The 21,558-nt window shown below is 52.1% G+C and carries 17 protein-coding genes; 4 read left to right on the top strand and 13 right to left on the bottom strand.

What is annotated here, in order from left to right; all coding sequences use genetic code 11:
- Positions 1 to 3: 3 nt before the first annotated feature.
- The 6 genes from AC5SV9_RS09730 to ahpC all read right to left on the bottom strand — a co-directional run bounded on the left by AC5SV9_RS09730 (position 4) and on the right by ahpC (position 8,089).
- Positions 4 to 1,725 carry an SLC13 family permease gene (locus AC5SV9_RS09730; RefSeq protein ID WP_475151996.1) on the bottom strand — a complete coding sequence of 574 codons (1,722 nt, stop codon included), beginning with the start codon at positions 1,723 to 1,725 and terminating at the stop codon, positions 4 to 6.
- Positions 1,725 to 3,176 carry a sulfate adenylyltransferase subunit CysN gene (cysN, locus tag AC5SV9_RS09725; RefSeq protein WP_475151993.1) on the bottom strand — a complete coding sequence of 484 codons (1,452 nt, stop codon included), beginning with the start codon at positions 3,174 to 3,176 and terminating at the stop codon, positions 1,725 to 1,727. Before cysN ends, AC5SV9_RS09730 begins: the two co-directional genes overlap by 1 nt.
- Positions 3,176 to 4,087 (bottom strand): sulfate adenylyltransferase subunit CysD, encoded by a 912-nt coding sequence (gene cysD, locus AC5SV9_RS09720; RefSeq protein ID WP_331923905.1) that lies wholly within the window; start codon positions 4,085 to 4,087, stop codon positions 3,176 to 3,178. The genes cysN and cysD overlap by 1 nt, the downstream gene beginning before the upstream one ends.
- A 10-nt stretch (positions 4,088 to 4,097) precedes the next feature.
- The gene (gene cysG, locus AC5SV9_RS09715) at positions 4,098 to 5,519 is read right to left on the bottom strand and encodes a siroheme synthase CysG (protein ID WP_475151990.1); all 1,422 of its coding nucleotides are present in this window, start codon (positions 5,517 to 5,519) and stop codon (positions 4,098 to 4,100) included.
- A 228-nt stretch (positions 5,520 to 5,747) separates the two neighbouring features.
- On the bottom strand, positions 5,748 to 7,292 hold the full coding sequence (gene ahpF / locus AC5SV9_RS09710) for an alkyl hydroperoxide reductase subunit F (protein WP_475151989.1): 1,545 nt from the start codon (positions 7,290 to 7,292) through the stop codon (positions 5,748 to 5,750).
- A 230-nt stretch (positions 7,293 to 7,522) separates the two neighbouring features.
- Complete coding sequence (gene ahpC / locus AC5SV9_RS09705; protein ID WP_134053160.1) at positions 7,523 to 8,089, bottom strand: alkyl hydroperoxide reductase subunit C; 567 nt, start codon at positions 8,087 to 8,089, stop codon at positions 7,523 to 7,525.
- A gap of 200 nt (positions 8,090 to 8,289) precedes the next feature.
- On the opposite strand from ahpC, the gene AC5SV9_RS09700 reads away from it, so the two are divergent.
- Positions 8,290 to 8,937, top strand: a complete 648-nt coding sequence (locus tag AC5SV9_RS09700) for a DUF4377 domain-containing protein (protein WP_475151987.1) — start codon at positions 8,290 to 8,292, stop codon at positions 8,935 to 8,937.
- 27 nt (positions 8,938 to 8,964) lie between these two features.
- On the opposite strand, the gene AC5SV9_RS09695 is transcribed toward AC5SV9_RS09700, so the two are convergent.
- The 3 genes from AC5SV9_RS09695 to AC5SV9_RS09685 are packed head-to-tail and all read right to left on the bottom strand — an operon-like array spanning position 8,965 to position 13,269.
- Positions 8,965 to 9,741 (bottom strand): phosphoadenylyl-sulfate reductase, encoded by a 777-nt coding sequence (locus AC5SV9_RS09695; RefSeq protein WP_475151985.1) that lies wholly within the window; start codon positions 9,739 to 9,741, stop codon positions 8,965 to 8,967.
- Positions 9,725 to 11,446 (bottom strand): assimilatory sulfite reductase (NADPH) hemoprotein subunit, encoded by a 1,722-nt coding sequence (cysI, locus tag AC5SV9_RS09690; RefSeq protein WP_475151984.1) that lies wholly within the window; start codon positions 11,444 to 11,446, stop codon positions 9,725 to 9,727. Before cysI ends, AC5SV9_RS09695 begins: the two co-directional genes overlap by 17 nt.
- Complete coding sequence (locus AC5SV9_RS09685; RefSeq protein WP_475151983.1) at positions 11,446 to 13,269, bottom strand: assimilatory sulfite reductase (NADPH) flavoprotein subunit; 1,824 nt, start codon at positions 13,267 to 13,269, stop codon at positions 11,446 to 11,448. Before AC5SV9_RS09685 ends, cysI begins: the two co-directional genes overlap by 1 nt.
- Before the next feature lie 296 nt (positions 13,270 to 13,565).
- On the opposite strand from AC5SV9_RS09685, the gene AC5SV9_RS09680 reads away from it, so the two are divergent.
- Both AC5SV9_RS09680 and AC5SV9_RS09675 read left to right on the top strand, forming a co-directional pair.
- Positions 13,566 to 14,381, top strand: a complete 816-nt coding sequence (locus tag AC5SV9_RS09680; protein WP_475151981.1) for a YggN family protein — start codon at positions 13,566 to 13,568, stop codon at positions 14,379 to 14,381.
- A gap of 169 nt (positions 14,382 to 14,550) precedes the next feature.
- The gene (locus AC5SV9_RS09675) at positions 14,551 to 14,898 is read left to right on the top strand and encodes a RidA family protein (RefSeq protein WP_475151980.1); all 348 of its coding nucleotides are present in this window, start codon (positions 14,551 to 14,553) and stop codon (positions 14,896 to 14,898) included.
- Here AC5SV9_RS09675 and AC5SV9_RS09670 read toward each other — a convergent pair whose 3' ends face one another.
- From AC5SV9_RS09670 to AC5SV9_RS09655, 4 genes are read right to left on the bottom strand one after another with little or no spacing between them, the layout of a single operon-like run.
- Positions 14,899 to 15,876: an L-threonylcarbamoyladenylate synthase gene (locus AC5SV9_RS09670; protein WP_475151979.1), complete on the bottom strand. Its 978-nt coding sequence runs from the start codon at positions 15,874 to 15,876 to the stop codon at positions 14,899 to 14,901. It lies immediately after the preceding gene.
- Positions 15,873 to 16,667, bottom strand: a complete 795-nt coding sequence (locus AC5SV9_RS09665) for a DUF6671 family protein (RefSeq protein ID WP_475151978.1) — start codon at positions 16,665 to 16,667, stop codon at positions 15,873 to 15,875. Before AC5SV9_RS09665 ends, AC5SV9_RS09670 begins: the two co-directional genes overlap by 4 nt.
- Positions 16,664 to 19,099, bottom strand: a complete 2,436-nt coding sequence (locus AC5SV9_RS09660) for a putative inorganic carbon transporter subunit DabA (protein WP_475151975.1) — start codon at positions 19,097 to 19,099, stop codon at positions 16,664 to 16,666. The genes AC5SV9_RS09665 and AC5SV9_RS09660 overlap by 4 nt, the downstream gene beginning before the upstream one ends.
- A complete protein-coding gene (locus AC5SV9_RS09655) occupies positions 19,096 to 20,463 on the bottom strand; it encodes an NADH-quinone oxidoreductase subunit L (protein WP_475151973.1) in 1,368 nt (455 codons plus the stop codon). The genes AC5SV9_RS09660 and AC5SV9_RS09655 overlap by 4 nt, the downstream gene beginning before the upstream one ends.
- Positions 20,464 to 20,560: 97 nt before the next feature.
- Here AC5SV9_RS09655 and AC5SV9_RS09650 point away from each other — a divergent pair, with 97 nt between their 5' ends.
- On the top strand, positions 20,561 to 21,433 hold the full coding sequence (locus AC5SV9_RS09650; protein ID WP_475151971.1) for a LysR family transcriptional regulator: 873 nt from the start codon (positions 20,561 to 20,563) through the stop codon (positions 21,431 to 21,433).
- Positions 21,434 to 21,558: the final 125 nt, after the last annotated feature.

The following is a 21,558-nucleotide window of genomic DNA, read 5'->3' as shown; positions in this document are numbered from 1 at the left end:
CGGTTAAAACGGGTAAATCAGCGGCAGAAAAATCAACACTACGGCACTGTACGTCAGCGCCATAGGTACGCCAAGCCTTATATAGTCGCGCAACTGATAATTACCGGCCGAATACACCATCAAATTAGTCTGATAACCAAAGGGTGAGATAAAACTGGCTGAGGCGCCAAAGGCCACCGCCATAAAAAACGGTACCGGGTCAGCCCCAAGGTTTTGCGCAATGGCATAGGCGATAGGAAATGTCAGTGCAGCAGCGGCATTGTTGGTCACCAGTTCAGTGAACAGCCAGGTGGCGACAAACACGGCGACAAGTGCACCATAAGCACCCGAGCCGTCAACCAGCGCAATTAAAGCATCGGCTACGGTAGCGGCAACGCCGGTCTGGATCATCAGTTGCGCCAGGCCAATGGCTGAGCCGACTATTAACCAGAGCTCCAGCGGAAAGCGGTTTTTCAGCTCTTTTATCGTCACCGCACCCATAGCAACATAAGCCAGCAACAGCACCGGCAGGCTTTTCACCAGAGGCACCAGGTTAAACACCGATAACGCCAATGCGGCAACAAAGCCCAGTAATACCCAGTTGCTGGCTTGTTTCGCCAGGGGCGTGGCGATAGACAGACCATTCACATAAATAAATTCCTGGCTCAGTTGGTGCTGGCCGGGAAAGTGTCTGCCGACCGACAAAATCAGTACATCGCCGGCATGCAAAATTAAATCGCCGAGGCCACCCTGCAGGCGCTCGTGGCCACGACGCACTGCGATAACCACAGCATCGTACTCGTGCCGGAAACGCAGTTGTTTCAGGCTCTTGCCGACCAGGCGCGAGCTGTAGCTGATCACCGCTTCCAGCAATTCACCTTGTTGCTGGTCCTGGCGCAGTAATTCCAGGCCGGGGAACTGCTGTAAGCGTGATACGGCAGCGATATCGCCAACAAAGCGCAGTTCATCGCCTGCTTCGATCACCGTTTCCGGCGTTACCGGGCAAATACGTTCCGGGCCGCGCTGAATTTCAGCCAGAAACAATGCCTGCAGTTCACGCAGCTGGTTTTGTTCGACGCTTTTGCCAATTAACTGGCTGTCATCGCGCACATGGGCAGTTAGGTAATACGGCGTGGCATCGGTATCTTGCTCGCGGTTATCCGGTAGCCAGCGGCTGCCAATCACCAGCACAATAATGCCGGCCGTCAGCACCAGCGCGCCTAACAAGGTAAAGTCGAAAAAGCCCAGTACTGGCTCACCGGTTTGCTCAACAAAGCCGTTGACGATAAGGTTGGTTGAGGTGCCGATCAACGTCAGCATGCCACCGAGAATGGCACTGTAAGACAGCGGCAACAGCAGCTTGGACGGCGCAAAATGGTTATGGTGCCTAAGCGATGACATCAGCGTAGATACCACAGCAGTATTATTGATAAAGGCCGACATAAAAGCAGTAGATAAGCTTAAACGGGCAATAACACTACCTAAGCGCTTACCGGCAAAACCTCGGCTTAACCAACTGACCAGCTGCGATTTTTCAATAGCAATAGACACCAGCAATAACAGCAGCAGCGTCACCAGCGATGGGTTGGCGAAGTTCTGCAGCGCTTTTTCCAGCGGCAACCAGCCTACCAGATAACTTAGCAGCAGGGCGCCACCGAACCACAGCGCTGGCGAGCGTTTACTGAAGATCAGCGCCGCTACCAGCGCCAGCAGCAACGCTATTACGCCATACTGCTGATAGGCCATTACTGCTCTGCCTTCGGCTGTTCTGCATTGAACAGTTCACGCACATCGCGGGCACCCCAGTGCGGGAAATGCTTACGGATAAGTGCATTTAGCTCCAGCTCAAAGGCGCTGATGTTTGTTGTCGCTTTTTCCTCGGCCAGGACGTTCTGAATTAAGCCAGCCGCCACTGTGGCGTTGCTCAGGCGGTCAATCAGAATAAAGTTGCCGGTGCCGGGCTGATTTTTAAAGGTATCCAGTGGCAGTGTTTCGGTCAGTTCTAACTCGACCAGCGCAATGTCGTTCATTGCAACCTGCTCGGCAGCTTCCTGTGCAAGCGTGTTTATATTCACCTTATGGTTCAGCCGGTTAATACTGACACTGGTTTTACGTGTCGCCAGCTTTAAATCGTACAAGCGGCCAGCCTGTAACGGCTGATCGTTAAACCAGACCACATACGCCAGCGCGCGGTTAGTCAGTGTCACATTTTCATCAGACGGCACCAGCCAGTCACCACGGCTGATATCAATCTCGTCATTCAGCGTCACGGTAATCGCCTGGCCGGCTGCGGCTGAAGCATGCTCGCCTTCAAAGCTCACCAGTTGCTTAATGGTACTTTTTTTACCAGAGGGGTAAGCCGTAACCGCCTGGCCGACGGCTAAGCGGCCGCTGACCAGGGTACCGGCAAAACCACGGAAGTTCAGATCCGGCCGGTTTACATATTGCACCGGAAAACGGGTAGCCGCGCCGCCGCGTTGCGGGATGGGTAAGGTTTCCAGCAGAGGCAAAAGTGCGGTACCGCTGTACCACGGCATATTGGCCGATAACGTCAGAATATTTTCGCCTTTCAGTGCACTGATTGGCACCACATCAACAGTCGGTACCTGCAGCTGTGCCATCAGCGCCTGCACATCCTGCTTGATCGCCTGGTAGGTGTGTTCGCTGTAGCCGACGATATCCATTTTATTGACCGCTACGATTAAATGCTTGATGCCCAACAGCGAGCAGATAAAGCTGTGGCGGCGGGTTTGGGTTTGTACACCATAACGCGCGTCAATCAGCAGTATGGCTACATCAGAGGTAGATGCGCCGGTAGCCATATTGCGGGTGTATTGTTCATGCCCCGGCGTATCGGCCAGAATAAATTTGCGCTCTGTAGTAGAGAAATAACGGTAAGCGACATCAATAGTAATGCCTTGCTCGCGTTCTGCCTGCAAACCGTCAACCAGCATGGCCAGTTCCAGCTCGCCTTCACTGTTACGGCCTTTGTGGTCGCGTTTTAGTGCATCAAGCTGGTCATCATACAGTTGCTGGCTGTCGTGCAGTAAGCGGCCGATTAAGGTGCTTTTACCATCATCAACACTGCCACAGGTTAGCACGCGCAGCAGGCCCTTGTCCTGATGCTGCTGCAGGTAGCCGCGGATGCCCAGTGTATTTAATTGCTCGTTCAACGAGGTAACGTTTACAGACGACATTAGAAATAGCCCTCGCGTTTTTTCAGTTCCATACCGGATTGATCCTGATCGATCACCCGGCCCTGGCGCTCCGATGTGCGGGCGCGCAGCATTTCTTCAACAATACCCTCTAAGGTATCGGCTGTTGATTCAATCGCCCCGGTCAGCGGGTAGCAACCCAGTGTTCTGAAGCGTACCGACTTCATTTGCGGCACTTCACCGCTTTCCAGTGGCATACGCTCGTCATCTACCATGATCAGGGTGCCGCTGCGCTCTACCACCGGCCGCGGTTTGGCCAAATACAGCGGCACTATGTCGATATTTTCCTGCAGGATGTACAGCCAGATATCCAGCTCAGTCCAGTTGGATAGCGGGAACACGCGGATACTTTCGCCTTCATTGATCGCGCCGTTGTACAGGTTCCACAACTCTGGCCGCTGGTTTTTCGGATCCCAGCGGTGGTGCTTATCACGGAATGAATACACCCGCTCTTTGGCGCGTGATTTTTCTTCATCCCGCCGTGCACCACCAAAGGCGGCATCAAAACCATACTTGTTAAGCGCCTGCTTTAAGCCCTGGGTTTTCATAATGTCGGTATGTTTGGCGCTGCCATGCACGAAAGGGTTGATATTCATCGCCAGGCCTTCCGGGTTTTTATGTACCAGCAGCTCAAAGTTGTATTCTTTGGCCAGGCGGTCACGAAATTCAATCATCTCGCGAAACTTCCAGTTGGTGTCCACATGCAGCAGCGGAAACGGGATCTTACCCGGTGCAAAGGCCTTACGTGCCAGATGTAGCAATACCGACGAGTCTTTACCGATGGAATACAGCATCACCGGCTTTTTAAACTCGGCCGCTACTTCGCGAAAGATATGAATACTTTCTGCTTCCAGTTGCTGTAAGTGCGATAACGCACTGGCTAATTCAGACATCTGTTAATCCTCACTCCATCCGGGTCAGAGCCTGGCCGAATACCGCACTCTGCGGCTTCTGGCCAAACCAATGTAAATCTTGCTGTAAACTTACTACTTCACCTATCACCAACAGCGCTGGCGAGCTTACCTGATGCTGTTGCACCAGTGCGGCCAGGTTATCCAGCTCGCCGCTGACAATACGCTGTTCACGCCGGGTGCCGTTTTCAATAATCGCGACCGGTGTTTTACCACTGCGCCCGGCAGCAGTAAGCTGCTGCTGAATATGTGCGGCTTTCATCAAGCCCATATAGATCACCAGGGTCTGATTGCTTTTGCTCATGCTGTGCCAGTCTGGTTCTGTGCCATCAGGCCGGCAATGGCCGGTAACAAACTGCACGCTTTGCGCATAATCACGGTGTGTCAAAGGTATACCGGCATAGGCGGCACAACCTGCGGCCGCTGTAACGCCAGGCACTACCTGAAACGCAATATTATGTGGCAGCAGCGCTTGGATCTCTTCGCCGCCGCGGCCGAAGATGAAAGGGTCGCCACCTTTTAAACGGCAAACTTTTTTACCTGCCAATGCCAGCGCAATTAATAGCTGATTCGTATCCTGCTGTGGCACGGAATGGTCGCCAGCACGTTTACCCACGCAAATCCGCTCCGCGTCGCGGCGCACCAGCTGCATAATCTCATCTGATACAAGGTAGTCATACACCACCACATCGGCTTGTTGCATCAGCTGCAGTGCTTTTAGCGTTAGCAATTCCGGGTCGCCGGGGCCTGCGCCGACAACATACACCTCACCGGCTTGTTTTTGCGGCTGGGCTAACAGTTGTTCCAGCCGCTGTTCTGCTTGCGGCAACTGGTTTGCCTGTACGTCACGCACTACGTCTGAGTCGAACACTTGTTCCCAGAACTGGCGGCGGGCGGCAAAACCACTGATTTTGGCTTTTACCTTGCTGCGAAAGCGGCCAACCAGCTGTGCCAGCGGGCCTAAATGCTGCGGCAGCAATGCTTCCAGTTTCTCGCGTAAACGCCTTGCCAGCACGGGGGCGGTACCAAAGCTGGAAATCGCGATAAGAATAGGGCTACGGTCGATAATCGATGGGAAAATAAAGCCGCACTTGGGTTGGTCATCAACCGTATTTACCAGCATATTGCGCGCCGTTGCGGCCTGGTACACGGTATCATTTAGCTGGTCATCATCAGTTGCGGCAATCACCAGTAACTTACCATCCAGCTGCACCGGGTCAAAACTGCCGTGGATCAGTGTAGCTTTGCCTTGCTGTTGCCACTGTACAAAGTCATCGGCGAACTCTTTAGCGACAACGGTTAGTCTGGCACCGGCACTTAGCAAGGTGCCCGCTTTACGCAGCGCTACCGAACCGCCGCCGACTATCAGCACCGGTTTATCGGTTAACTTCACGAAAAGAGGTAAATACTGCACGCTGGCTCCTGCTGTCGCAATTACACTTGTTGTTCAGTGCGCAGAATAGCCGTCTGTATGGCTTTTATAAAATAGTTAATTACGCTCAGATATAACTAAAAGGAATTAATGGTTAGATTGGAATAAGGCAGTGTAGTCCGGCTACTGTCGCCGCAAAAAAAACGGCAACCGAAGTTGCCGTAAAAGCTCAGAGAGGAGAATGAAAACTAAAATTGAACAGCCAGGCTGTTAATGGCGGATCATATAGTCAAAGGCACCCAACGCAGCGTTGGCACCAGAGCCCATGGCAATAATGATTTGCTTATACGGTGCGGTAGTCGCATCACCAGCAGCAAATACACCCGGCACTGAGGTTTGACCGCGTTCGTCAACGATGATTTCACCGCGTGGCGATAATTCTACTGCGCCACGTAACCACTCGGTATTCGGTACCAGACCTATTTGAACAAAGATACCCGCCAGTTCAATATGGTGCGCGTCGCCTGTTTTACGGTCGGTATAGTTAATACCGGTTACACGGGTACCATCGCCTGTTACTTCAGTGCTTTGTGCTTCAGTAATAATGGTGATATTGGCCATAGAGTTGGCTTTTTTCACCAGTACTGCATCGGCGCGCAGCTCGGCTGCGAACTCCAGTACGGTAACGTGTTCGACAATACCGGCCAGATCGATTGCGGCCTCAATACCTGAGTTACCACCGCCGATAACGGCAACTTTTTTGCCTTTAAACAGTGGGCCGTCACAGTGCGGGCAGTATGCTACGCCTTTACCACGGTATTCTTGCTCGCCGGGTACATTCATTTCACGCCAGCGGGCACCCGGGCTTAAGATCAGGGTTTTACTTTTCAGCACAGCACCGTTTTGCAATTCAAGCTGGATTTTATCCGCTTTGCTCAACTTCACCGCGCGCTGGTTATTCATAATATCAACGTTATATTCGCGTACATGTGCCTCTAGGCTGTTTACCAGTTTTGGCCCTTCGGTGTACTGCACGGAAATAAAGTTCTCAATGCCCACGGTATCTGCCACCTGGCCGCCAAAGCGCTCAGCGACTATACCGGTGTTCAAACCTTTACGGGCTGCATAGATTGATGCTGCTGCACCGGCCGGGCCGCCACCTACGACTAACACATCGAAGTCAGCTTTGTTTTTCAGCGCTTCGGCCTGGCGTTTTTCGGCGTTAACGTCAATTTTCTGGATAATTTTCTCAAGCGTAATGGCACCTTGCGAGAACAGCTCGCCATTCAGGTACACACTTGGTACCGCCATAATGTTTTTCGCTGCCACTTCATCCTGAAACATAGCGCCATCGATCATCACGTTGGTAATGTTCGGGTTAATCGCAGACATAATATTCAGCGCCTGTACCACTTCAGGGCAGGTTTGGCAGCTTAATGAAACATAGGTTTCAAATTCAAACGTGCCTGGCAACTGGCGGATTTGCTCAATGGTGTCGGCCTCAACCTTTATTGGGTGGCCACCAGAGTGCAGCAGGGCTAAAACCAGAGAGGTGAATTCGTGGCCCAGCGGTACACCGGCGAAGGTAATATTGGTGCCGTTGGCAACAGAGTGCACCAGCATAGCCGGTTTACGTGCCATGGCATTGTCATCGCGGCGCAATGACACTAAATCAGATAATTCGGCAATTTCGGTTGCCAGCGTATTCACTTCATTGGCTTTGGCGCTATCGTCTAAAGATACCACCAGCTCAACTTGGGTTTTCAGGTTCTGCAAATAGGTTTTAAGTGTTTGCTTCAGGTTAGTATCTAACATAATTCACTCCAAAATGTCGGTGACGATAATACTGCGGATGCAAAATCCGGGCGTCAAAAAGCCTCAGCCTGCGAGTTCAGACTGCTTAAAGCTAACGTTGGGTAGTCCGGGCAGGCAGTGCCTGCCCGGGAACCAAACAGTGTTGTTTGGCAGAGGGAAGCTGAACTACAGCTTCGTGATGCGGGCTGTAGTCAGGTTCCCCTGCAGTGAACTGCAGAGCAAGTCACTGCTTAGATTTTACCAACCAGGTCCAGTGAAGGCGCCAAAGTCGCTTCACCCGGAGTCCATTTAGCTGGGCATACTTCGCCGTCGTGGTTAGCAACGTACTGAGCTGCCTGTACTTTACGGAACAGTTCAGCTGCACTGCGGCCGATGCCTAAGTCGTGAATTTCAGCAACTTTGATTTCGCCTTCAGGGTTGATTACGAAAGTACCACGCAGCGCCAGACCTTCTTCTTCAATCATCACACCGAAGTTACGGGTGATAGTGCCTGTTGGGTCACCGATCATTGGGTAGTTGATTTTCTTGATGGTTTCAGACGCATCGTGCCACGCTTTGTGCGTGAAGTGTGTGTCAGTTGATACTGAATACACTTCTACACCGATTTCCTGGAACTTAGCATAGAAATCAGCCAGGTCGCCCAGCTCAGTTGGACATACGAAAGTGAAGTCAGCTGGGTAGAACACAACAACAGACCATTTACCTGCTAAATCCTGGTCAGAAACTGGTACGAATTTACCCTGATGAAATGCAGTAGCTTTGAACGGCTTGATTTTGGTATTGATAATAGAAGACATAGTCTTACTCCTTTAGGTTAGTTCACACGTCATGTTTCAACTGCGGCTATGTTACCGCGCTCACTTCAATTGTCAAAACGAATAAAACAAATCGGTTTAATCGCTTTAATTGATTATTGCGTTGTTTAACTGTTATTCAGCGGGCATTAGGGTGCTCTGTGTCACGCTGCCGGGCATTGTTACCGCTTTGGAGTGCTGAAATGCCGACTAAATCCCTTATACCCTTATGTTTATTGCCTTTGCTGGTTGCCTGTCAGCAGCCGGTGTCTGTGCAGGGTGAATACACACAGCTCACTACTGCAACCGCACAAAAACCACTGCGGCTAAAACTGGAAGACGGCCGCCTGTCTGGCTTTACCGGCTGTAATAATGCCATGGGCAACTACAGCCTAGATAGGGGCGAGCTGGTGGTTTCTCAACTGGCCAGCACGATGATGGCGTGTTCGCCTGAAATTATGCAGCGCGAGCAGCAGTTCAGTCAGCTACTACAGCAGCGCCCCCGGGTCAGTGTCGACGGTAAAATACTGACATTAAGTAAAGATGACACCGTGTATCAGTTTAGCCTGCAACCGGATCTGAGTAATGCCAGCACCCGGTTGATTTATGTCGCGCCCGAACGCAAGGCTTGCACCGGTGTTGGTAAAATGCAGTGTCTGCAGGTGCGCGACAGCGCTAGCGACGATTGGCAGCTGCATTATGGCGAAATTGAAGGCTTCAGCCCAGAGCCGGGTATTGAATACCGGCTGCGGATTAAAGAGTTGCCTGTGGTCAACCCGCCAGCCGATGCGCCGGCAAAACGCTGGATCCTTGATATGGTGGTAGAGCAGAAATTGGTTAAGACAGAATAAACCCGTGTTTATTCTGTCGTCGGGCGGTTAAATGCCGTCACCGTCCATATGTAGGCCGCATTCGCGGCCGAAGCCGTTAAAGCGGGTGTCTTCTTCAGTCATGCCCAGTTCCAGTTTGCGGGTGGAATGGGTATCGCCGACAGAGACATAGCCTTGTTCCCACAGCGGATGATAGCTTAAGCCATGCTCTTTTAAGTAATAAAACACGTCTTTGTTGCTCCAGTCGATAATCGGCTGGATTTTCACTACACCGCGGCTGATTTCGACAATGGCTTTGTCGGCTCGGGTGCTGCTTTGGCTGCGGCGCAAGCCGGTAAACCAACTGCCCACATTCAGCTCTTTGAGTGCGCGTTGCATCGGCTCAACTTTATTCAGCTGGTTATACTGCTTAATACCGTCAGCCGTTTGCCACAACTTACCGAAACGTGCTTCCTGCCAGGCCGGGCTTAGCGGTGAGCTGTACACTTTCAGATTCAGCTTCAGCTGTTCTGTCAGCGTATCAATAAACTGATAGGTTTCCGGAAATAAATAGCCGGTATCCGTTAATACCACCGGGATATCCGGCTGTTGTTGTGTCACCAGATGCAGCATCACCGCCGCCTGAATGCCAAAGCTGGAACTTAGCATTGGGTTTAACGGCAGATGCTGCAGCGCCCAGCGCACACGCTCACTTGCTGACAGCGGCGCCAGCAACACATTGGCTTCAGCCAGCCACGCCTGTTGCGTGGCATTGTCCTGCTGCAGAATCGTCTGATACTTACTGTCTGCGCCCGGGTTAAGGGTTTGCTTAGCTGTGGAAGTCATCTTTTGGTACCACTACCGGTGCAACAACACCGGCCCTTATCACGAAATCACCAAAGCCCTCGCTGCTGTCGCTACGCTCACTGGCCCAGCGGCTAATTAAGCCATCCAATGTGGTGAGGATCTCGCTTTCACCAACGTTATCCAGCAGCAGGCGCGGAATACGGGTACCTTCGCGGTTGCCACCCAGGTACAGGTTATACTTGCCAGGCCCGCGGCCAACTAAGCCCACTTCGGCCAGCATAGCGCGACCGCAGCCGTTAGGGCAGCCGGTAACGCGCAGCACTATATGCTCATCGGCAATTGCATGCTTGCCAAGTAAGCCCTCTACTTTAGTGACCAGCTCAGGCAGGTAACGTTCGGCTTCGGCCATCGCCAACGGGCAGGTAGGAAACGACACGCAGGCCATGGAGTTTTTGCGCTGTTCGCTGTGGCTGTCATCAATCAGGCCATGGGCGCGGGCGATAGCGTCTATTTCCGCTTTTTGCTCGGCCGGTACTCCGGCGATGATCAGGTTCTGGTTTGCTGTCATACGCAAGTCGCCCTGATGTATGGCGGCGATTTTGGCCAGGCCGGTTTTCAGCGGCTTACCGGGGAAGTCGAGAACCCGGCCATTTTCAATAAACAGTGTTAAGTGCTGTTTGCCGTCGATGCCATCAACCCAGCCAATACGGTCGCCACGGCTGGTGAAGCTGTAAGGTTTTACCGGTTCAAAAGCCACGCCGGTGCGTGCTTCCACTTCGGCGCGAAAGGCATCAGTACCGATACGGTCGATGGTGTATTTAGTCTTGGCATTTTTGCGGTTTGAGCGGTTGCCGTAATCACGCTGCACCGTCACCACATGTTCGGCAACTTTTAACGTGTGCTCTAACGGAATATAACCTAAGTCATCGGCCATGCGCGGATAAGTAGCGGTGTCGCCCCAGGTCATTGCCAGGCCGGCACCTACCAATACGTTAAAACCGACTAACTGACCGTTTTCAGCCACGGCGACAAAGCTTAAATCATTAGCGTGTACATCAATATCGTTATGCGGCGGTATTACCACTGCCGTTTTAAATTTACGCGGTAGGTAGCTGTCGCCTAATACCGGCTCGGTTTCGGTGGTTTCAATTTTTTCTTCATCCAGCCAGATTTCAGCATAAGCGCGGGTTTTCGGCAGTAAATGCTCACTGATCTTTGCTGCCCACTGATAGGCCTGCTGGTGCAGCTCAGACTCTACCGGGTTAGAGGTACACAACACGTTACGGTTAACATCACCAGCGGTGGCGATAGAATCGATACCAATCTGGTTTAAAAACTGGTGCATTGGCTTAATGTTTGGTTTTAACACACCATGAAACTGAAAAGTCTGGCGCGTGGTTAAGCGGATACTGCCATACAAGGTACTGTCGGCGGCAAACTTATCAATTGCCAGCCACTGCTGCGGCGTAATAATGCCACCCGGCATCCGCGCGCGCAGCATCACGTTGTGCAGCGGCTCCAGTTTTTGCGCGGTGCGCTCGGCGCGGATATCGCGGTCATCCTGCTGGTACATGCCGTGAAAGCGGATCAACATAAAGTTATCGCCGTTAAAGCCGCCGGTAATTTCATCTTTAAGGTCGCTGGCAATAGTGCCGCGCAGATGCTCACTTTCTGCTTTTAAGCGCTCGTTGTCAGACAGGGCACCCGCTGCCACTAAATCCGGGTTAATGGGATACTGACTCATTAATAGACATCCTTCTGATAACGTTTTGCGACGCGTAATTCATCTAAATAGTGTTGTGCTTCATCAGCCGTTTTGCCACCGTACTGTTGTACGATATCAATCAGTGTCTGCTGTACATCTTTGGCCATACGGTTGGCATCACCACAGATATACAGGTGTGCACCATCCTGTAACCACTGCCATACCTCGGCACCGTGTTTACGCAGTTTGTCCTGCACATATACCTTTGCCGCCTGATCGCGGCTAAAGGCAACATCCAGCTTGCTTAGCACACCACGTTTTAAGTAGTTTTGCAGTTCCAGCTGGTACAAAAAGTCCTGGGTAAAATGCGGGTTGCCGAAGAATAACCAGTTTTTACCGCTGGCACCGCGGGCATCACGCTCTTGTAAAAAGGCACGGAACGGCGCTATGCCGGTACCCGGGCCAATCATAATCACTGGCGTGTCATCACTCTGTGGCAGGCGGAAGTTATTGTTGTGCTCAACAAAGACTTTAACCTTATCACCTTCGGCTAAACGCTCGGCCAAAAAGCCAGACGCGCCGCCCAGATGCGGCTGGTCATAGGCGTCGTAACGTACCACCGCCACTGTTAAGTGCACTTCGTCTTCTACTTCAGCCTGTGATGACGCTATAGAATACAGCCGTGGTTGCTGTTTGCGCAGTGCATCCGCCAGTTGCTGGGCACTTAGCAGGCCAGGGTGATCGCGCACTATATCGATAATCTGGCGCTCACTCAGGTAAGTCCGTAGTGCGGCTTTGTCAGCGGCCAGTTCAGCTAAGGCGGCATTGCCGGTAGCGGCGGCATATTTCTCGGCAAAGGCCGGGTAAGACTGTGTCAGCTCCAGCTGTTCAGTCAGTGCCTGCTCAATGGTTAGCGTTTCAGCACCCAGCGTGACAGGGGTGTCACGGGCAATAGCGGTGAGTAACAGCAACTCGCGTACCAGCGCTTCGTCGTTAGTAAAGTAGACACCCAATGCATCGCCCGGCTGATAGCTTAAGCCTGAACCCGCCAGTGAAATTTCGATATGGCGCACATCTTTGCTGGAATCACGGCCGGTAATTTTTTGATTGGTGTACAGCTCTGCCGCAAAGGGGTTTTGCTTATTGTACTGGCTGACACTGCCTGCCGTAGTATCACTGCCCGGCGAATCCACGCCGGGCCAGGCAATAACCTGGGCCGAAGGGGTGGCGGATGCTTTTAGCTCGGGCTCCAGCTTGGTAATAACCTCGTTACTCCAGTTGTCAGCCTGGGCCTGATAATCAACGTCTAAATCGGCGCGTGCTTGTACTGATACGGCGCCAAGCTCGGTAAGGCGGCTATCAAAATCCTGTGCAGTTTTACAGAAAAACTCATAGCTGGTGTCTCCCAGCCCCAGCACCGCATATTTTAAGCCCGTCAGTTTTGGTGCTTTTTTACTGAATAAAAAGTTATGCAGGCCAATGGCATTTTCCGGCGGTTCACCTTCACCGTAGGTTGAGGTAACAATCACCAGATATTGCTCGTTTTTCAGTTGGCTGGTTTTGTACTCCGCCATATCAACCACTTTGGCTGTAATACCTTTCCCCTGAGCCTGCTTAGCCAGGGCTTCTGCGACATGACGGGCATTGCCGGTTTGTGAACCGAACAAAATAGTCAGGCTGGCTGCAGCGGCTGCCTGTGCAGGAACCACGCTACCTTGTGCTGCCAGCTGCGCACTTGCTGCCAGATAGCCACTCACCCAGGCTTGCTGAATAGGGTTTAACTGGCTGATCAGCCCCTGTAACTGGCTAACTTGCTGCTCGGACAGCGGGCTGGCCTGCGCAACTAATGACGATAAAAGCATAAAAGATCCTGCACACTAAGATTTCAGCCATTTTAGCCATCTATATGTATATCGGTAAAAGAATGGATCTCTCTTCTTTATTCCAATAAGTAATTAAAAACCCCGTTTGGTATCAGCCCGGCTGTACTCAAAAATATAATGAAAAAGCTAAAAAGTGGTCAAAAACGCTAACTGGACAAAATTATATTTTCTTGTTGTTCAAACTTTTTAATAAATAACAGCAACTTAAATATTGGCATTAAGTTTGTAATGCTACTGATGTCATGAACACAGGCCATTGCCCAAAGGATAGCAAAATGAAAACTCTACTTATCGCGACCGGTTTTGCATTAACCAGCATCAGCAGCGCAGTAATGGCGCACGAAGGTCAAAGCTGCAATATAAACTTCGATAAAGATTTAGTGATCAACAGCGAGTTAGTCAGCATGAAAGATGCCGGTACTGAGCTGTGGCGCATCAATAATGACGGGCAGCTGTGGCTGGACGGTAAAGTTATCAGTACTGACAGCAATACCCGCGCTTTGCTGCGCGACTATCAGGCCGGTGTCCGTACCCAAACACTGGAAACGGTAGCGCTGGTAGAAGATGCGCTGGTGCTGGCTGCTGATGCGGTAAATTCTGTGCTGACGGAGTTGACCGGCGACTCGCTGGACAGTCATCCGGCACTGCAAAACGCTATGGATAAAATCAAAACCGGTTCTGAGCGTGTTGTTGTGCGCAGTGGCGACACTATAGAGTTATACGGCAGCCGCTTCAACAGCATGGATGATGCGTTTGGTGAAGAATTTGAACAGGCGATTGAAGAGGCTGTTACCAGTTCTATGGGCAGCATTCTGATGCTGGTCGGTCAGGCCATCAGCAGTGGCGAAGGTAATTTTGAACAGCGCATGGAAGCCTTTGGCGAACGTATGGAGCGTTTCGGTGAAGATCTGGAAGCACGTATGGATGTTCAAAGCCAGGCTTTGGAGCAACGTGGCGAAAGTATGTGCGCTAACCTGCAGCAACTGGATGTACTGGAGTCGCAAATCCAGCAGGCCATTCCGCAAATGCAAAAGTATGACCTGATTGAAGTCAGCAGTGACAACACTACGGCGTTTTATCTGTACAACTAAGCTTTAACCCTATTCGTGTACTATCCCAACCACGACTTTGGCGCGCTGATCTCATCCTGACAGCGCGTCTTTTTTATGCGTTTTCTGACATGAGTTGTTGCCCGGCTGGCTGGTTATCTGCAGTGGTTCAGGGTAGCCTGTGGCTTTTTAGCTATTCAGGACATGATGTATGACCATGCAACGTATTTTACCTGCTGCCCGCTACTCTGAAGCGGTTATTGTTAACGGACTGATTTTTTGTGCCGGCATGGTGCCGGAGAACAGTAGCGCCGACGCCACGCTGCAAACAGAAGATGTTTTAAAGCAGATTGATGCTTTGCTGGCGCAATGTGGTAGTGACAAAACCCGGCTGGTCGATGCAACTATTTATCTGGCTGACATGGCCGACTACGCGGCAATGAACCTGGCCTGGGATAACTGGGTGGCGCCGGGCTGCGCCCCGGCACGTGCTACCGTTGAAGCAAAATTGGCTGACCCGAAATGGAAAGTCGAAATTAAAATTGTCGCGGCGCAATAACTAACTTTTGCCGTTAAAGCCGGCGCGGCGCAACCTGTCGTGCACGGCTAACCAGTCTTCGCTTTGTGGCGGTCGTTCACACCAAATTTCCCCTACCTTAGCTTTATCAGCCAGATATAAGCTGCGATATAGCGCACTGCCATAGTCGGCGGCGCTTTGCGGCATTGGTATGCTGTGTACTTGGGTACCCGGTGGCAACGGACTGTAATGCAGTACGGCAATATCTGCATTGATGGTATTTATGCGCTTTGCCAATTGCTGGCTATCCAGCACAATAAGCGGCGCTTCCGGCTGATAATGTGCCTCTACATTCCCGGCCACTTTTACCTGATGTTGTGTTGGTTGGGCAACATCCTTTTGCAGTATGGCTGTCAGCTGCGATGCTGTAACCGGTCCGGCGCGGACAATTTGTATCTCATCGCCGGTGAGATCGACAATAGTTGATTCGACACCATGCTGACAAAAACCACCGTCCAGTACCGCGTCGATGCGCCCGGTTAATCCTGCCAGCACCTGCTCACAACTGGTTGGGCTAAGCTTTTTATACCGGTTAGCTGAAGGTGCGGCCACAGCTAACCGGTGCTGTTTGAGCAAACCGAGCAAGGCCGGATGTGCCGGCATGCGCAGGCCGATACTATCTAAACCGCCGGTGACTGTATTACTGACATGCGGTGCTTTTTTCAGCAACAATGTCAGTGGGCCAGGCCAGAATGCGTGGGCTAATTGCCAGGCGCTTTGCGGAATATCGCAGGCCCAGTCAGAAATAGCTGCAATACAATGCAGATGTACAATAAGCGGGTGATCTGCCGGCCGGCCTTTGGCAGCAAAAATAGCGCTAACAGCGTCGGGGTTGCTAGCATCTGCTGCCAGGCCGTACACGGTTTCAGTAGGCACTGCGACCAGTTTACCCTGAAGCAGAAAATGCCCCGCCAGCGCAATATCGCCGCTGTTATGTGCATCGAGTATCAAGGTGTTCATGGGTTACATACCTGACAGTATTGCGCAGCGGCGTAATGCTGCTCTGCAGCAAAGGTTTCACTGTAGCCACAACGTTGGCAATAGGCCTGACGGGCTTTGGGTAAGCTACCGGGTGCACCGCATTCGCCGCAGGGGAGCCCCCGAATTATTTTGTCCGGCCAAAACCCCGGCGTACTGCAATCCGGGCATGTGCGTTTTATGCGCTGTACTAAATCGGCTGCCGCCTGGCGAATATGCTGCTGACGCTCGGGGCAGCAGTGAGCACGCAGATCAAAACTCAGCGTAATGCTGCCCTGAGTAAGCAATGCAGCTGCTTGTATTCCTGCTTCTGCAACACTCAGGCCTTTGCTGATGTTGTCCTGTTGCTGCAATAGCAGTTTCTGGCCATCGGGTATACCGGCAAGCGCTTGCGCTAATGCCACGTTGTCACTGATTTGCCACTGTTGCACCATCGACGGACCATAAAACCGGCCGGTAACAACCCAGCCAGCGCTGATATTTACACAGCTGATGAGTTCAAGATTAAAAGTGCCAATACCATAAGGGCCGGGCGCAAAGCTGCCTTCGCTGCCAATGCCGATATCGCATCCGCTTAAGTCGGCCGCTATGGCAGCCTTACGAAGTGCACATTCGTGCGGTGACATAAAACGCGACCGCTCACCGGCAAAGCTACCCAGGCTGTCGGTATCAAAACTGTCCAGCGCAGTTAGTTGCCAGCCTAACTGCTGCAGTGCTGGCTCTATCAGCCGGGCTTTGCCATGCAGGGTAAGCAGTGCAGCCTTTGCCGTCATAACTTTACCTGTTGCCAGTGACGATCTTGCCAGCTGTGTATAGTGCCATCGTCGTCCAGTTGGTATAGCCATAACCAATTATTATTGACCAGTGCAGCAACATCCGGTGCCTGATTAATAATGTTGGCAATGGCCTGGCGCGGTGCGGCAATAACCACAGTTAAACGCACCGGCTGATGCATTAACTTTTTACCATCGTGTACTGACTGCCAGGCCAGTCCGGTGCGTAAATCACCACCATTACCTTCAAATACGCCAACATGGCCCGCGACTACGTTATGCAATAGTTTGTTGCCACTGCCGTACTTCTGCGGTGCCACAACCGATGCGTAATACTGCAGGTTAATCCAGTTTGTGACGATCATCGGCGCAGTCATAATGCTGTATAGCTGGCTGAAATCATCGTCATTTTGCGTGTCATAATCGTGCAGAAAACAACGCCCCTGTAAATCCAGCGCTTTGGTAAGTTGTCTTGGTGCAATAACAAAGGCCGCGTTATTGGCCAAACCCCACTCCGGCCGTACCTGGGCCCAATCTGTACTGCGCAGGCGGAAAAAGCGTGCCAGCGCTTTATCGGACGCACCATCTTGTGAAAAGTGTATAGCGCGCTTCTGCCTTGCTTGTTCGCTGGCACCGGTTAACCAGCTTCGCCATTCAGCCTGCTGAGGCGCCTGATATACTTCCAGCTCGTCGGTTGTGGTGTGGTGCATAGCAGCAAAAAATTGCGTATCGGCCGGGATAGTTATCTGATGGTCTGCGGCCAGATGCTGGCGCACAGCCAAATCGTTTAACATTTGCGTCAGCACCTTCACATTCACTTCGCCGGTCTGGCCGCCACAAGCGCCGCAGTCTAAGCCGGCCGCATGCGGGTTATTGCAGCTTTTGCTGCCATGGCCGAATAACAACACGACCGGCGCTAAGCCGGAATTGAGGCCCATAGCTGACAGGATAGCTGCTGCCAACTGCGCCTGTTCAGCATGTGTCAGCGGTTGGTTATCCCTGGTTAGCTGCCAGGGTTGATCATCCAGGTGTTTATTCAGCGCATGACTGGCCGCTGGGCGTAAAAAGGCCCGTTTTAGCAAACTGATTAACTTGGTTGTACCGGCAGCTTCCACCATGCCTAAGCTTGATGAAGCCAGGTCAAAACTCTGCTTCCAACCCAGAGCCGGTTGGCGGCTCAGGGTGCCCTGCTGCGGCCGGATTTGTTGCACTGTTAACGTTGGAGCAAGTAAGCCGGGCAGCTGTGGACGGCTGACGGTACTGTGCGGCGCCTGATAAGCGACTGGCAGACCAAAAAAGCCGGCAAAACCCAATGTTTGTATAGAATCATGTTGTTGTTCCAGAGCGCGGCGCATAGGTTCAGAGCGTACATCAATACAAAATGCGGCCTGCAAAGCCGGACGTGTTACTGACGACGTTGTGCTTTGCTTAAGCTGCTGCAACTGGCACTGCTGCAGCTGGCTGAGCAACGGTTGTTGCACGCTCAGCTCTAACGCACGTTGCCATACCTGTCGCAGGCTCAATGCGGCCTGAGTATGAACCAGCATGGCGTTATACTGGCCGGCTTGTTGCTGCAGCGCTGCCAGCACCTGGGTGTGTTGGCTATTGGAACACTTGGCATGTTGCCACAGCACCCAATCCCAGCCCAACAACATATACAACAGCTGGCATACCGCATCGTGGCCAGCGGTGCCCTTTAGTGCGCGCTGCCAGTCAAGCCAGGCTTGCCAGCCGGCCCAACCGGAAATACTTTGCAGCAGATTTTCGAAATAGGCCCGGCGCTGCTCCGGTTTTGGGCACCAGCTATCCAGCCAGGGCAGCATTTGTTGCAGCAATGCCTGCGGCTCATCTGGTAAGTTTCTGAAGTAGCTATGTAATCTGGTGCTGGTCAGTACCTGTAAACCTTTATCGTGGCGTACTACGCTCAACCAACTGTGGTAAGCATGATCTGCACTGTCAGCGTCAGCACTAAAACGCTCCGGATACTGATAATACAGCGCTAAAAACTGACTCAGTTGCTGCAGCACCAGTTGTGGCCATGGCAGAGTATCCTGCTGGCTGCTGTGCTCAGCCAGCAGTTGAGTCAGGCTCTGCCAGCTGCGCAGTTCGATATGCTGAGTAAGGCCAGCCACCGCCTGCTCAGCGCTAAGAGGCAATTGTGCTTCCTGCAGTGCTTGTTCAAGCTGTGATGCTGAAATCTGCTGTTGCCACTGTGACAAATACCAGCTGGCACTCATCAGGCAGTCTGTAGCACTGAGTAATTGTTGCTCAGCAGCGACCTCAGCAAATGCCCGGTTGCGCTTGGGCCACCAGGGGTTTACCGCGATCAACTGATCCAGTGGCCATTGCGGTGCAATCTGACTGGCTGCGGCATTCAGTAACTGCCCGGTATCCAACAACGACAAACCTTGCTCAATACTTAGTGCGCTCATGCTTGCCTCTCCTGATGGGTTAATTTGGTTGGGGTCTCAGCAGCTTTGGCATGATATGGCCAGATTTTTAACGTGATACGTGTGGCCCACTCATCCAGGTAGCCACCGGCATTCAGCCAGATAAACACCCGGTTTAAGCCAGGCTTACTGGCGTGATAACGCAGCAGCACTGCAACGATAAACAGCGCAATAAACAGGCTGCTGGCGAACAAATCTGAGGTTACAGACAGCTGTGCTTTATTCGGCACTATAGTGCCAAGCAGTGTTTTGCCGGTGAGATAAAGCACCACCAGGCCGCAGCTATACAACGACGCTAGCAGCACACGTAACCAGCGTTGAGTGTCGGCACGACTGATGGCGGGTAGCAGAATGACTGTAATGGCCAACATCAGCAAAATACTGCCTGACAGGTTGCCAAATGGCATTATCAGGTTGGTCAGGCTGACGAAAAAAGTGGCCAGCAGCATTGCGCTTAGCCAGTGCATAGCGTCAGGCTCGGTCGGTTCGGCCAGTTTCGCAGCCAGATAATGGTTAACAGCGTTGCCGCTGTGCAGGAAGGCATATGCTTTGTAGCACGAGTGTGCCAGCAGGTGCAGCAGAGCCAGCGTATACAGGCCAAGCGCAATTTCAACCAGCATCAAGCCCATTTGTGCAACCGTTGACCATGCCAGCCGGACTTTGATGCTGACACGGGTTGTCATTATCAGTGCGGCCAGTACTGTGCTGAACAGCGCTGCAACTAACAGCAATGCACTGGCAATGCCGCTTATTGCCATTAACGGGGCAAAAAGCAACAGCAGTATGCCTCCAAGATTAATAATACCGGCGTGCAGCAACGCTGAAACCGGCGTCGGTGCCTCGACCACCTGGATCAGCCAGCCATGCAGAGGCAGCTGAGCGCATTTGAGCAGTGCCACTAAGGCCAGTAAGACCGCCGCACCATGCACTAAGGGTGATGCTGTGGTGGTGCCAGCAAGTTGCAGGATGATGTGCTGAATATTGGCGCTATCAAATTGCAGGTACAGCAGTGTAAAAGCGACTGCCAGCAGTGCTTCACCCAAGCGGGCGCTGAGCGCCTTTTTATGTGCCGCCAGCTGAGCCCTTGGCCGGTCGGGATAAAACAGCAATAACTGCTGTAAGCTTAAGCTTATTGCTATCCAGCCCAGCCAGAACAACACCAAATGATTAGCCAGCAACGTAACGACTACTGCGGCAATAGTGGCGGCTAACGCGCGCATAAAACGTGGTTTGTCAGTTTCACCTGCCAGTGCAACGGCGCTGTAGCGCCAAATCACCACTGCCAACAGCGTTACCAGCGCCAGTAATATCACTTTAACAGCTGAAATATGAACTAAAGCCTGCATTTGCCACCCCGCCAGATTGAAGTGGTGCTATTGTGCGTAGTGACTTAATATAAGTAAAATACATAATAAATCAGATATCGTTCACTAAAAGAGAACTATGAGCCGGTTAAACTATCATCATCTGTATTATTTCTGGCAGGTCGCCCGGGGCGCAAACCTGACTGAAACAGCGCAACGGCTGCATGTTTCCCAGTCGGCGTTATCTGCACAAATCAAACAGCTGGAGCAGAGTATGCAGGTGCAGCTGTTTCAGCGGCAGGGGCGGCGTTTAGTGCTGACCGACAGCGGCTATCAGACACTGAAATACGCTGAAGACATTTTCAGCCGCGGCCAGGAGCTGGAGCAATTACTGCTAAATGGCATGCAATCGCAGCACAGCCCGCTGCGCATTGGTACCCTGGCGACGATGTCACGTAACTTTATTGAAAGTTTTATCGCCCCGCTTTTGGTTAACCCGGCCAGCCGGTACAGTTTATTTTCGATGACACAGACTGCACTGTTAAATGCGTTGGCTGCGCACCAACTGGATCTGGTGTTGAGTAATATTGCTGTGCAGGGCAATGATAGCCAGCTTTGGCAGTGTCGGCTGCTGGCGCGGCAGCCTGTAGCGGTAATAGGGCCGCCAAATAAAGCCGCCGGCAGTGCATTGCCGGCCTATCAGCAGCAGCGCTGGGTATTGCCGCCGGTGCAAAGCCCGGTTCGCACGGCGTTTGATGCGCTAGCGGCTCAGTATCAGTTGCAACCGGAGGTAATAGCTGAAGCAGACGATATGGCGATGTTACGTCTGCTGGCGCGTGATAGCGGCGCCCTAACCGTTATGCCTGCGGTAGTGGTAAAAGACGAGTTAAATAGCGGCCGCTTGCAACAATATTTAACGCTGCCTGAGGTGCATGAAAACTTTTATATTATTACGACTCAGCGGGAACTGGTGCATCCGCAGTTGCAGCATCTGTTACACGCTTTTAGTTAATTTGGCCGGGTGCCCGGCGCTGGCTCTGCAGCCAACTACCGGTGGCGGGCACACCAATAAATAGTGAAAAGCGCTTATTAATGCGGTTTTCTTAATGGAAAAATAGGCAGTGTAAAAATAACATT

The sequence above is a fragment of the Rheinheimera sp. ATLC3 genome, from assembly GCF_059429535.1.
The sequence above is the reverse complement of the archived record's forward strand: the minus strand, read 5'-3'. Positions and strand labels throughout refer to the sequence as shown.

Excerpts from the sequence above, each read along its gene's own strand:
- AC5SV9_RS09730 (WP_475151996.1), bottom strand. The coding sequence starts at position 1,725 with ATGGCCTATCAGCAGTATGGCGTAATAGCGTTGCTGCTGGCGCTGGTA.
- cysN (WP_475151993.1), bottom strand. The coding sequence starts at position 3,176 with ATGTCGTCTGTAAACGTTACCTCGTTGAACGAGCAATTAAATACACTG.
- cysD (WP_331923905.1), bottom strand. The coding sequence starts at position 4,087 with ATGTCTGAATTAGCCAGTGCGTTATCGCACTTACAGCAACTGGAAGCA.
- ahpF (WP_475151989.1), bottom strand. The coding sequence starts at position 7,292 with ATGTTAGATACTAACCTGAAGCAAACACTTAAAACCTATTTGCAGAAC.
- ahpC (WP_134053160.1), bottom strand. The coding sequence starts at position 8,089 with ATGTCTTCTATTATCAATACCAAAATCAAGCCGTTCAAAGCTACTGCA.
- AC5SV9_RS09700 (WP_475151987.1), top strand. The coding sequence starts at position 8,290 with ATGCCGACTAAATCCCTTATACCCTTATGTTTATTGCCTTTGCTGGTT.
- AC5SV9_RS09695 (WP_475151985.1), bottom strand. The coding sequence starts at position 9,741 with ATGACTTCCACAGCTAAGCAAACCCTTAACCCGGGCGCAGACAGTAAG.
- cysI (WP_475151984.1), bottom strand. The coding sequence starts at position 11,446 with ATGAGTCAGTATCCCATTAACCCGGATTTAGTGGCAGCGGGTGCCCTG.
- AC5SV9_RS09685 (WP_475151983.1), bottom strand. The coding sequence starts at position 13,269 with ATGCTTTTATCGTCATTAGTTGCGCAGGCCAGCCCGCTGTCCGAGCAG.
- AC5SV9_RS09680 (WP_475151981.1), top strand. The coding sequence starts at position 13,566 with ATGAAAACTCTACTTATCGCGACCGGTTTTGCATTAACCAGCATCAGC.
- AC5SV9_RS09675 (WP_475151980.1), top strand. The coding sequence starts at position 14,551 with ATGACCATGCAACGTATTTTACCTGCTGCCCGCTACTCTGAAGCGGTT.
- AC5SV9_RS09670 (WP_475151979.1), bottom strand. The coding sequence starts at position 15,876 with ATGAACACCTTGATACTCGATGCACATAACAGCGGCGATATTGCGCTG.
- AC5SV9_RS09665 (WP_475151978.1), bottom strand. The coding sequence starts at position 16,667 with ATGACGGCAAAGGCTGCACTGCTTACCCTGCATGGCAAAGCCCGGCTG.
- AC5SV9_RS09660 (WP_475151975.1), bottom strand. The coding sequence starts at position 19,099 with ATGAGCGCACTAAGTATTGAGCAAGGTTTGTCGTTGTTGGATACCGGG.
- AC5SV9_RS09655 (WP_475151973.1), bottom strand. The coding sequence starts at position 20,463 with ATGCAGGCTTTAGTTCATATTTCAGCTGTTAAAGTGATATTACTGGCG.
- AC5SV9_RS09650 (WP_475151971.1), top strand. The coding sequence starts at position 20,561 with ATGAGCCGGTTAAACTATCATCATCTGTATTATTTCTGGCAGGTCGCC.